Consider the following 11,686-nt stretch of genomic DNA (forward strand, 5'->3'; position numbering starts at 1 on the left):
GCCGCGCGCCGGGCCCGGGTCCCGGCCGGGCCCGGGGGCGGTTTCCCGGGGGGCGGCGGGGACCAGATCGCCCGGTGGAACGCGAGGTTCAGGTCCAGCACGGCGGCGGGGACGCCCCGGCCCCGCAGGTGGGCGGCCAGCGCCAGGGCCCCCGGCGTGGGCTCCGAGGGCTTGGCCACCGGCGGGATGAGGAGGAGCAGGGCGCCGCGGTCCACGGGCGTGTCAGTCGGCGCCGGGCCCGGCGGCCGCGGGTTCCGGCCCCGGCCGGAGGGCCACGAAGGTCCCGGCCGGGTCCTCCAGGAGCCCCTCCACCCACCGGGCCTCGAGCTCCCCGCCCGCGTAGGGGCTGCGGCGCAGTTCCTCGGCGTAGGCGCCCAGGAGTTCCCGGAGGTCGGCCTCGCCCCGGGGGCCGATCTCCTCGATCCGCACCGAGGCCCCCCGGGCGATCCGGCGCGCCAGGGCCTCCCGGTCGAGCCCGAGGGCGGGGTCGAGCCGCACGTACACGACCCCGCCGGTCATGCCCGAGCAGAGCCACGGGCCCGGATCCCCGAGCACCACGGCCCGGCCGGCGGTCATGTACTCGAAGGCGAACCCCTTGCAGTTGGCCCGGTCGGCCAGGAACCCCAAAGCGTCGAGCCGGGGCTCCCGCATCCGGCCCCCGATCACCACGTCCGCCCCCGAGAGCCGCACCCCGCACCGGCTGTCCGCGTCGCCCTGGACCAGGAAGAGCCCGGCCTGGGCCCCGTAGGCGAACCCCTTCCCGACGCATCCCCCCACCGCCCGGCCGTCGTGGTTTTCGCCCTTGAGGATCACGATCCGCCCGCCCCGGGTGCCCTTGCCCACCCCGTCCTGGCTCCCGCCCTCCACCCGGATCTCCACCTCCTCCACCACGAAGGCGCCCAGGCCGTTTCCGGGCACGGAACCCGGGCCGAGGTGGAGCCGGGCCCTCCAGGGGTTGGCCACCCCCGGGGCGGCTCTGCGCCGCACGGCTTCCCCCGCGAGGTGGGTGCCGAGGGCCCGGTCCGAGGAAAGAACCCGGTCGTCCTCGTAGGCGACGGCCTGGGCTCCCCGCTCCAGGGCCACGCAGACCTCCTGGGTGACGACCCGGGTCAGGTACGAAAGCGGCCGGCGCACCGTGACCTCCCCCGACGTGCTCCCCGCCGGGGCCCCCGCCGGCTCCAGGAGGGGAGCAAGGTCCACGAGGTCGAGCCCCCGGGCCTGGGCCAGGAGTTCGGTGCGGCCCACCAGGTCCCGGACCCGCCGCACCCCCAGGGAGCCCGCGATCCGCCGGATCTCCTCGCCGGTGGCCCGAAGGAGCCGGGTCAGGGTCTCCACGCCCCGCTCGAAGTCGCGGGGCTCGAACCCCCGGATGCCCCGGCGTTCGGCCTCGTCGGGGGTTTCCACCTGGGTGGCGATGCCCCGGGGGCACAGGTCGAGGTGGCACCGGCGGCAGGCGATGCAGCCGATCCCCAGGAGCGCGAGGGTGCCGAACCCGACCCGGTCGGCCCCGAGGCACAGGCACTTCACCGCGTCTTCGGCCGTGCGAAGCCCCCCGTCGGCCCACAGCTCCACCCGGCCCCGGAGCCCGGCCTCCACGAGCGCCCGGTGCACCTCGGCCACCCCGACCTCCACGGGGAGCCCCACCCGGCGCAGGGCGTGGAGCCGGGCCGCCCCGGTGCCCCCGTCGTACCCCGAGAGGGTCAGGATGTCGGCGCCGGCCTTGGCGATGCCGAGCCCGATGGTGGCGATGCCCGAGACCACCGGCACCTTCACCGCGATCCGGGCCCGCGGGTTCACCATGCGCAGTTCCTCGACGAGCTGCGCCAGGTCCTCGATGGAGTAGATGTCGTGGTGGTTCGACGGGCTGATGAGGGAGATTCCCGCGGTGGCGCTTCGGGCCTGGGCCACCTTGGCCGTGACCTTCCGGCCGGGCAGATGCCCCCCTTCCCCGGGCTTCGCGCCCTGGCCGATCTTGATCTCGATCAGGTCCACGCTGTTGAGCATCTCGGCGTGGACCCCGAACCGGCCGGAGGCCACCTGCTGACTGCGCACTCCCCGGTACCGGCCGAGGAGGTCGGGCAGTTCGCCGCCCTCGCCGTTCATGCAGGGGATGCCGAGCCGCCGGCCCGCCTCGGCGTAGATGCGAAAGGCGGTTTCCCCCTGGCTGCCGAAGCTCATCGGGCAGAGAAAGAACGGGTAGGCGTGGCCCCCCACCCGGGCGTCCACCCGGTCGGACGGCACCCGATCGACACCCGGGGGCGGGATGAGGTCCAGGAGATGGCGCAGGGCCACGGGCCGTCCGGCAACGGTCTGGGCCACGAGGCCGGCGGCCTCGCCGTAGTCCCGGCGGCCCTCGGCCGCCTCCCGCAGAGGCCGCGCGATCCGGGGCGTGAGCCGGGCCACCCGGCGGGGTTCGGTGCCGGCCCGTGCGGCCCACCGGCGGTCGAGTTCCTCCAGGGTGAGGCCGGCCCGGCCGCCATAGCGGTTCTTCACCCCCAGGCGGCGGGCCAGATCCTCCGAAAGTCCCACGGCGGAGAACACCCGGCCGTACCCCGAGACCTCGTGGATGCCCATGGTGGAGAGGACCGACCGGATTCCCCCCACGAGGGCTCCGACGAGGCGTGCGGCGGCCTCGGCCCCCCCGGTCTCGAACGCGGCCCGCAAGAGCAACCGGGGCGCCACGGCCTCGGCCCCGAGCCCCAGGCAGCACACGCAGTCGTGGAGGTTCCGGAGGGCGTCGGTGGCGACCACGAGGCTTGCCCGGCGCCGCAACGCGAGGCCCCGCTCGTCCCGCATCTCCCGCAGCGCCCGGTCGGCCGTGGCCAGAGCGAGGAGCGGGTCGATCCCGGGGCCCTCCGGTGGATCGGCGAGCACCAGGAGCCAGGCGCCCCGTCCCACCGCGGCCCTCGCCTCGCCGGCCAGGCGGTCGAGATCGTGTTCGAGCGGCGTCCCGGGGGTCCGGCGGAGCCACAGGGGCGCCGCCCGATCGGGTCCCAGGAACGCCACCACGTCGGCGAGCAGGGCGGTTTCGAACCGCCCGGCCACCCGCCGGGCCTCGGCCCCGGGGATCCCGTCGATCAGGATCGGCACCTCCACCGACACCCAGGGCGGGTAGGGGGGCGGGTCCCCCGGAACCACCCGGCTTCCGAGCCGGACCCGGGTCGAGAAATGCTCCCCTTCGCGCTTGGGGTCGATCGCCGGGTTCGTGACCACGGCCACGTCCTCGTGGAGAAAATCCGCGAGGTTCGCCGCCTCGGGGTCGAGGGCCGCCAGGGGGCCGTCCCAGCCCATGCTCCCCACGGGGTCCGCCCCGGTGGCCGCCGCGGCCTCGAGCAGCTTCAGGTCGTGGCGATCCCACCCGGCCCGAGCCTGCCGGCGGCCGATCGGCTCCGGCGGTTCGGCCGCCCCGAAGGGGGCCCCGGCCGGAGGAAGCGCCCGCTCCCCGCGGACGAGCCCCAGGGCCCCCCAGCAGGCCCCGAGGTCCAGTCGGCGGGAGAACCGCGCCAGCACCTCCTTTTGGAGCGGGCTGTGGGGGATGAGTTCCGGGCCGGCGGGGCCCGCCCGCACCGCCAGTTTCTCGCCCGGCGCCATGGGCTTGGGGTCGGTTTCCAGGTCCTCCACCGGCACCACCCCCGGCTCGGAGGTCACCACCCACTCCCGGCCGGTCTCGCACACCCACAGGGGCCGGAGCCCGAGGGCGTCCACGCTGAACACGAACTCGTCGCCGTGGCGCAGGATCAGCGCGGCCGGGCCCTGGGCCGAGGCGTCGAACACCCGCCGCATGGCCGCATAGAGGCTCCGGAGCACCTCGGGCGAGTGGAGGATCTCGTGGTGGACCGGGGGGAAAAGGAGTTCCACGGCCTCCAGCAGGCTCAGGCCCCAGGCGTGGATCAGGAACCGCACGATCCGGTCGAGATCCTGGGAGTCGGACCCCCCCGGGGGAATCTCGGCGCCCAGGGCCCGCGCCTCTCGCCGGAGCCGCTCGATGGTGTTGATCTCGCCGTTGTGGGCCAGGCACCCGAAGGGCTGGGCCCGGAGCACGGTGGGCAGCGTGTTGGTGGAGTACCGGGAGTGGCCGACGGCCGAGGCGGTTTGGAGGAGCGGGCTTCGAAGGTCCGGGTAGTACCGGCCCAGGGTCACCGGGGTGCCGTGCACCTTGTACACGCACCGGTCGGCCGACAGGCTCGCGACGTGCAGGCCCAGGGCCTCGGCCCGGCCGGCCATGCGCTCCAGGAACGCGTCGCGTTCGGTCGGATCGGGGTGGAGCGGGTCCAGCCCGGCCACCTGCCAGAACTCGGGTTCGTCCTCCCGGGCCCGGGGCCCCAGGGCCTCGGGGGCCACGGGGTGGTGGTTCTCGGCCAGGAGCTCGAGGCCGGCTGCGGCCCACTCGTTTCGCACCGCCGCCTTCACTTCGGCCGCCCGGGGCCGCAGGGTGCGGGGAATGAGGAGATGGGCCACGAAGAACCCCGGCCGGTGCGCCAGGTCCTCCCGCCGGCCGGCCCGGGCGAGGCGGCGGGCCCAGAGCTCCCGGGGAAGATCCACCAGGACGCCGGCGCCGTCGCCCTCGCCCTCGATCTCGCCGCCCCGGTGGCCCAGGGCCACCAGGGCCTCCAGGGTTCGTTTCAACGTGCCGTGCGTGGGGCGCCCGTCTTTGCGGATGTGGGCCACCACCCCGCAGGCGTCACGGTTCTCGACAAAACCCATCCCGATCTCCCGTCTCCCTTTGCGTCCGCTGGGCCGCCCGGGGCCCGACTGCCGTGGAGCATTTGGCCGGCCGGCGGGGCCTTCGGTCCGGATCGCCCCCGAAGGGCCGCTCCGGGTCCCTCGGGGGCACGGGGCGCCCGGTCCCACAGGCGATGCAGGCGCCGGCCTCCCGTTGCCGCCGCGGTTCGCCACCGCGCCCCTGCCGCGGAGCCGAAGTCTAACCCCAACCCCGCGCCGGGGGAAACGGCCCGGTCGGGCGGAACAAGGTTTGCGCCCGGCTCGTGTTGGGCTACGATAGAGCGCCGGCACCGTCCGGTTCGGGGGTTCGACACCCCCGGCGGTTCCGGCGGGCGGGCGTTGCCCCATCACCCACCGATAAGGAGGCGGTCGTGACCCAGTTGCCGGGCCCCTACCGGAAATTTCTGAGCCGGTTCCCCGAGGTGGAAAAGGCCCACATGGAGCTCTCCCTCACCGTGAACCGCCAGGGCCCCCTGCGGGAGCGGGACCGGCGGTTGGTGCGGCTGGGGATCGCCATCGGCCAGCAGAGCCGGGGCGGGGTGAAGTCCCACGCCCGCCGGGCCCTGGAGGAGGGGTTTTCCCCGGAAGAGCTGCGGCACGCGGCCCTCCTGGCGCTTCCGACGGTGGGGTTCTCCGCCATGATCGCGGCCCTCGAGTGGATCGAGGAGGTGCTGGAGGAGGGGGCGTGAGCCGCCTCGACGAGATCCGGCGGGAGATCGAGGAGTTGCGCGCCGAGATCGCCGACCGCCGGCGCCGGTTGCCGGCCCACTCGGTGCGGCCCCACCAGCTCTGGGAGATCGAGGAACTCGAGGAGCGGCTCGCCGCCCTGGAACGGACGCTGCGGGAAGCGGAAGAGGGAGACCGGCGGTGAAAAAGATCGAGGCGATCATCAAGCCGTTCAAGCTCGACGACGTGAAGGACAGCCTGTCGGAGCTGGGGGTCCAGGGCATCACCGTGACCGAGGTGAAGGGGTTCGGCCGCCAGAAGGGGCACACCGAGGTGTACCGCGGGGCCGAGTACATCGTGGACTTCCTGCCCAAGGTGAAGATCGAGGTCGTGGTGCCCGACGAGCTCGCCTGGGGCGTGGTGGAGGCGATCGAACGGGCGGCCCGGAGCGGAAAGATCGGGGACGGCAAGATCTTCGTGCTGCCGGTGGAGGAGGCGGTGCGGATCCGGACCGGGGAGCGGGGCGAGGACGCCCTATAACTTCGGTCGACGGTCGCCGGGCAGCGGTCTCCGGCCCGTCGGCCCAGGCCGCGGCGATGCGCCGTGGGATTACCCGCGAAAAGTTATTGTGCCTGCGAACAGGCCGCGCCCCGCGGCCTACCGGAGCTTCCCAGCCTCCCAACCTTTCAGCGGCCTGCCCAGGAGGACGACCGAATGGCCTCCGACCTGATGGACGAGTTTTTGCGGCGGTTCGAAAGCCTCACGCACGAGGCCCCGGCGGTCCGGCCCGAGGGCGCGTTCTCCAGGGCCCTCGACGCGTTTCACCGGGGCGCGTACCGCCGGTGCCTCGACGCCCTGGCCCACGCCGGGGACGAGCCCCCCGTGGCGGCCCTGCGGGAGGCGGCCTCGGCCCTCTTGGCCGGCCGGCCCCACCGGGGGGTGCGGCCGTGCGTGGAGGCGATCCGCCGCCACGGGGCCGGGCCCGAGATGTACGGGGTGCTCGTGGTGCTCCTGCTCGCGGCCGGCGACCGGGCCCGGGCATACCGGATGGTGCGGGAGGGGCTCGCGAGGGCGCCGGGCCACCCGGTGCTCCGGCGGCAGTTGGAGGCCCTGGGGGTGCGGCGGCCCCCGGTGCTCGGGTTCCTCCCGCGATCCCACCCCCTGAACCGCTGGCTCGGCCGCGTGCGCCACCGTTACCGGGGAGCGAGGGCGTGACCCGGATCCCCGCCTACCCGGCGTTCGCGCCCTTGGAGTTGGGACACCGGGACGAGCTCGCCCCGCGCCTCAGGGCCCTGGAGCCCGAGATCTCGGAGTTCACCTTCGCGAACCTCTATCTGTTCCGGAACGCGCACCGCTACGAGGTGAGCCGGTTCGGGGAGGCGTTTCTGATTCTCGGCCGGGGGTACGATGGGAACGCCTACGCGTTTCCGCCGATCGGGCCCCCAGACCCGGAGGCCGTGGGGGCGGTCGTGGCGGAGCTTCGGCGCAGGGGCTCGACGCCGGTCCTGTTCCCCGTGCCGGGGGCGTGGGTGGACGCGCGATTCCCCCCGCCCTCCTGGCGGGCGGCGGCCGACCGGGACCAGGCCGACTACGTCTACCGCCGCGACGATCTGGCGCACCTGCCCGGGAGGCGCTACCACAAGCGGCGGAACCGCCTCCTCAAGTTCCTGCGGGAACATGCCGAAGGATACGTCTACGAGGAGCTGGGGGACGAGCACGCCGGGCAGTGCCTGCGGCTGGCCGAGGGGTGGTGCGAGATCCGCTGCTCGGCGGACCGCCCCAGCACCTTCGAGGAGACCCGGGCCTGCCGCGAGGCCCTCGAGCTCCGGGACCAACTGGGGCTCCGGGGCGGGGTGATCCGGGTGGGCGGCCGGGTGCGGGCGTTTTGCCTCGGGGAGCCCCTGAACGCGAGCACCTTCGTGGTGCACTTCGAGAAGACCGAGCCGGGATGGGAGGGGCTCGCCCAGGTGATCAACCGGGATTTCTGCCTGCACTCCCTCGAAGGGTACGAGTACGTCAACCGGGAGCAGGACCTGGGCGATCCGGGCCTGCGGCAGGCCAAGGAGGCCTACCACCCAGCGTTCCTGGCCGAGAAGTTCCGGGTGGTGCCCGCGGGGGGCGGCGGTGGGGCACGGCAGGGCGATTCCCCCGTTCCAGGGAGCCGAGAACGCCCATGAACATCCTCCTGATCGACGACGAACCCGCCGTGCGCGACACCCTGGGGGAGCACCTGGAGGAGGAGGGCCACCGGGTGCGCACCGCGGGCGGGGGGGAGGCCGGCCTGTTCCTCCTGGAGGAGGAGCCCGCCGATCTCGTGATCACCGATCTCAAGATGCCCGGGATTTCCGGGATCGAGGTCCTGCGGCGGGTGCGGGAGCGCTGGCCCGCCACCGAGGTGGTTTTGATCACGGGGTACGGAACCCTGGACGACGCGGTGGAGGCCCTGCGCCACGGCGCCTACGACTTTCTGCTGAAGCCCGTACGCCTGGCCCAGCTCGATCTCGTGATCCGCCACTGCGACGAGCGCATCCGGTATGCCCGCGACAACCGGGAGCTCCGCCGGGTGGTGGAGGAGCTGCGGCGCCTCAACGAGCGCCGGGAGAAGTTCATCGCCATCGCCAACCACGAGCTGCGCACCCCCACCACGGTGGCGGCCGGGCTGGTGTCGCTCCTGGCCGGCCGGGCCGGGGACCTGCCCGACGAGCTGCAACGGTTCGTGGAGGGCGCCGACCGGGCCCTGCGGCGGCTCAAGGAGGTCGTGGAGGACCTGGGGGATCTGGCGGCCTCCCAGGGGCGGGGGATACCCCTGCGGCCCGCGGCGGAACCCCTTTCGGCCCTGGGCCGGGCGGCGGCCGACCTGTGCGACCTCTACCGGCAGGTCCGGGACGTCCGGATCGAGCTGGAGGTGGCCGAGGACGAGGGCGTCCGGGTCCGGGTGGATCTCAGGAAGTGGACCCGGGCGGCCGGGGCCCTGATCCAGAACGCGGTCAAGTTCACGCCCGACGGGGGAACGGTCTTAGTGCGGCTCGCGCCCGAGGCCGGAACCCTGCTGCTCGAGGTGGCCGACACCGGGATCGGGGTGCCACCTGAAGACGCCGAGGCCATCTTCGATCCCTTCTACGAGGCGGGGGACGTGCGCCACCACCGAAGCTCCGGCCACGCCTTCGGTGGCGGGGGGCTCGGGGTGGGGTTGACCCTGTGCCGGGCCATCGCCGAGGCCCACGGCGGCACGGTGACCTACCGCCCCCGGGAGGGGGGCGGGAGCGTGTTCGCCCTGCGGATCCCGCTGAACGCCGCCGAGGCGCCCGCCCCCTGACCTCCCGGCGTCCTCGCCGTTTCTCTCCCCCCGGATCCCTCAAGCTCTCCTCCCTCCCGACCGATAACGAGGACCGGGCCTTCTTCCATCGGGAGGCCCCGAAGCCTGCGGGAGGGGTGCCATGGTGCCCACAAGCGACTCCAGGGCTCGCCCGGCCGGCGAGCCCGCTCCCACCGTGCTCGTGGTGGACGACGAGCCGAGCATCACCGAGATCTGCAGGGGGTTTCTCGAGCCCGCCGGCTACCGGGTGCTCGCCGCCACCTCGGCCGACGAGGCCCGGCGGGTCCTCGCGGCCGAGACCGTGGACGTGGTGCTGAGCGACCACGCTATGCCCGACGCCACGGGCGTGGACCTCCTGGCCGAGGTGCGGGAGCGCTGGCCCGGCGTGGTCGGCATCCTCTACACCGGGGTCATGGATCCCAAGATCGCGGAGGAGGCCACCACCCGGGCCCAGGTGTTCCGGTTCCTCGTGAAGCCGTTTCCCGCGGCCGTGCTTCGAAACGCCGTGGCCCAGGCCATGGAGTACCGCCGGCTCGTCCGGGAGAACGAGGCGTTCCGCACCGAGCTCGAGCGGATGGTGCGGGACCAGGCGGCCGAGCTGTCCCGCACGGGGGCCTTCCTGGAGAGCCTCCTCGACGCCCTCCCGGCCGGGGTGCTGGCCGTGGGGCCCGACGGCGTGGTGACCCGGGCCAACCGTGCGGCGGCCGAGGTCCTGGGGGTCGAGCCGGCGGACCTGGTGGGGGCGCGCGCCGCGGACGTGGGGGTCCCCTGCCGGGGAGCCTCCTGTGCCGCCACCCGGGGCGAGGCGCCGGCCTGCCGGAACCGGGAGCTCGAGGTGCGAAACCGCTGGGGACTGCGGCGGCAGCTTCTGTGGTCCTGCGAGGAGGTCCGGACCCCCGAGGGGCCGGCCGGGTGCGTGGCCTCGTTCATCGACGTGACCGAGAAGAAGGACCTCGAGATCCGGGTGTTCCAGGCCAAGCAGGAGATCGAGGCGGTGTTCGACTCGATCACCGACCCCACGGTGGTCCTGGGCCACGACGGCACCGTGGGCCGGGCCAACCGGGCGTTTTCCCACCTGGTGCGAAAACCCTTCGAGGACATCCTGGGGAAAGCCCTGGCCGAGCTGCCCGTGCCCGGGGCGAGCGCCGAGGTGGCGAGCCTGGTGGGCCGGGTGTTCGCCTCGGCCGAGCCGGCCCAGGTGGAGCTCCACGACGCCCGGGGCGCCGTGTACCAGGTGCGGCTGTTCCCCATGTTCCGGCGGGGCCGGGTGGAGCAGGTGGTGGTGCGCTACCAGGACCTCACGGCGGAAAAGGAGCTCGAGCACCGGCTCCTGCAAAGCGAGAAGATGGCGAGCGTGGGGCAGCTCGCGGCCGGCATCGCCCACGAGATCAACAACCCCGTGGGGTTCATCCTGTCCAACCTGAACCGGCTGGCGGAGTACGCCGAGGACCTGAGCCGTCTGGGGGAGAGGACGAAAGGGCTCGCCGAGGCGGTGGAGCGCGGCACGGCCGACCCCCTCGAGGCCTGGAAGGCCTACCGGGCCGTGCGGGGCGAGACGGATCTCGACTTCCTGCTGGAGGACCTTGGCGCCATCGTGGCCGAGTGCCGGGAGGGCGCCGAGCGGATCCGCAAGATCGTGACCGATCTCAAGACTTTCAGCCACCCAGGCGGGGGCGACTGGGAGTACGCGGACCTCAACCGGTGCCTGGAGAGCACGCTCAACATCGCCTGGAACGAGCTCAAATACGACTGCGACGTGGAGCGGGAGTTCGGGGAGATCCCCGAGGTCCTGTGCCGGCCCCAGCAGCTCAACCAGGTGTTCCTGAACCTCCTGGTGAACGCGGCCCACGCGGTCAAGGAGAAGAACGCCGGCCGGGGCCGGGTCACGGTGCGTACCCGGGCCGACGGGGAACGGGTGGTGGTGGAGATCGCGGACACCGGGGTGGGGATCCCGTCCGGGAACCTCAAGCGGATCTTCGACCCGTTCTTCACCACCAAGCCCCCGGGCAAGGGGACCGGCCTGGGGCTCCATCTGGCGGCGGGCATCGTCCGGGCCCACGGCGGGGAGATCCGGGCCGAGAGCACCCCGGGCGAGGGGAGCACATTCCGGGTGGTGCTGCCCGTGGTCCCGCCCGAGGCGGGGGAGGCGGGGGTCCGATGAGCGCCGGCGCCGACACCCCCAAGGTCCTGTTCGTGGACGACGAGGAGAACGTGCTCCGGGCCCTGCGGCGGCTCTTTCGCCGGGAGCCCTGGGCCCTGGGCTTCGCCACCTCGGGGGAGGAGGCCCTGCGGCGGTTCGAGGCCGAGGGGCCCTTCGACGTGGTGGTGGCCGACCAGCGCATGCCCGGCATGACCGGCGTGGAGCTCCTGCGGCGGCTCAAGGCGCTCCACCCGGAGTGCGTGCGGATCGTCCTGTCGGGTTACACCGACGTGAGCGCGGTGATCGAGGCCGTGAACGAGGGGGCGATCTTCAAGTTCCTCACCAAGCCCTGGGACGACGAGGTGCTGCGGGCCACCGTGGCCGAGGCCGCCGAGGCCGTCACCCTCCGGCGCCGGTGCGAGGTGCTCCGGGTGCGGGTGGAGGCCCAGAACGCCGAGCTCGCCGCCATCAACCGGTGCCTCGAGGAGACGATCCGCCAGGGCCTGGAGGCCCGGAGCGCCGGGCTCGCGCGGGCGGTGCTCGAGGCCGCGCCCGTGGCGCTCGTGGCCGTGGGGGAGGACGGCAAGGTGGCATTGGCGAACCGGGCCGCCCGGGAGCGGCTGGGCGACGGCGCGGCGCTCGGCCGGGCCTGGGGCGACGGCCCGGGCCCCGTGGCCGGGGCGAGCCCGGTGGAGGCGCCGGGATGGCGCGGCACCGTGTACCGGATCGGGGAGGGGTGATCCCATGGCGAAGCACACGCTGTTGTTCGTGGACGACGAGGAAAACATCCTCAGGGCCCTGGCCCGCCTGTTCCACCGCACGGGCCACGAGATCGTGCTCGC

9 protein-coding genes and 1 pseudogene are annotated in these 11,686 nt (G+C 73.9%); 8 read left to right on the top strand and 2 right to left on the bottom strand.

Annotated elements, in window-relative coordinates; genetic code table 11:
* Positions 1 to 215, bottom strand: a pseudogene (locus tag ACY0I8_RS12625) (hypothetical protein); the annotation flags it as partial.
* A gap of 7 nt (positions 216 to 222) precedes the next feature.
* Entirely contained in the window at positions 223 to 4,704 is a 4,482-nt protein-coding gene (locus tag ACY0I8_RS12630) for a glutamate synthase-related protein (RefSeq protein ID WP_461395028.1), read from the bottom strand.
* Between the two features lie 389 nt (positions 4,705 to 5,093).
* Between ACY0I8_RS12630 and ACY0I8_RS12635 the strand changes: the two genes are divergently transcribed.
* The 8 genes from ACY0I8_RS12635 to ACY0I8_RS12670 all read left to right on the top strand — a co-directional run bounded on the left by ACY0I8_RS12635 (position 5,094) and on the right by ACY0I8_RS12670 (position 11,584).
* Entirely contained in the window at positions 5,094 to 5,411 is a 318-nt protein-coding gene (locus tag ACY0I8_RS12635) for a carboxymuconolactone decarboxylase family protein (RefSeq protein ID WP_461395029.1), read from the top strand.
* Complete coding sequence (locus ACY0I8_RS12640) at positions 5,408 to 5,593, top strand: histidine kinase (protein WP_461395030.1); 186 nt, start codon at positions 5,408 to 5,410, stop codon at positions 5,591 to 5,593. Before ACY0I8_RS12635 ends, ACY0I8_RS12640 begins: the two co-directional genes overlap by 4 nt.
* Positions 5,590 to 5,928 carry a P-II family nitrogen regulator gene (locus ACY0I8_RS12645; protein ID WP_459942110.1) on the top strand — a complete coding sequence of 113 codons (339 nt, stop codon included), beginning with the start codon at positions 5,590 to 5,592 and terminating at the stop codon, positions 5,926 to 5,928. Before ACY0I8_RS12640 ends, ACY0I8_RS12645 begins: the two co-directional genes overlap by 4 nt.
* A gap of 174 nt (positions 5,929 to 6,102) precedes the next feature.
* On the top strand, positions 6,103 to 6,603 hold the full coding sequence (locus ACY0I8_RS12650; protein WP_461395031.1) for a hypothetical protein: 501 nt from the start codon (positions 6,103 to 6,105) through the stop codon (positions 6,601 to 6,603).
* Entirely contained in the window at positions 6,600 to 7,565 is a 966-nt protein-coding gene (locus ACY0I8_RS12655; protein ID WP_461395032.1) for a DUF2156 domain-containing protein, read from the top strand. Before ACY0I8_RS12650 ends, ACY0I8_RS12655 begins: the two co-directional genes overlap by 4 nt.
* The gene (locus tag ACY0I8_RS12660; RefSeq protein ID WP_461395033.1) at positions 7,562 to 8,704 is read left to right on the top strand and encodes an ATP-binding response regulator; all 1,143 of its coding nucleotides are present in this window, start codon (positions 7,562 to 7,564) and stop codon (positions 8,702 to 8,704) included. Before ACY0I8_RS12655 ends, ACY0I8_RS12660 begins: the two co-directional genes overlap by 4 nt.
* A 121-nt stretch (positions 8,705 to 8,825) precedes the next feature.
* A complete protein-coding gene (locus ACY0I8_RS12665) occupies positions 8,826 to 10,865 on the top strand; it encodes an ATP-binding protein (protein ID WP_461395034.1) in 2,040 nt (679 codons plus the stop codon).
* Positions 10,862 to 11,584, top strand: coding sequence for a response regulator (locus ACY0I8_RS12670; protein WP_461395035.1), 723 nt, complete (start codon positions 10,862 to 10,864; stop codon positions 11,582 to 11,584). The genes ACY0I8_RS12665 and ACY0I8_RS12670 overlap by 4 nt, the downstream gene beginning before the upstream one ends.
* The last annotated feature ends 102 nt before the right edge of the window (positions 11,585 to 11,686 follow it).

It is taken from the genome of Deferrisoma sp. (assembly GCF_054681715.1).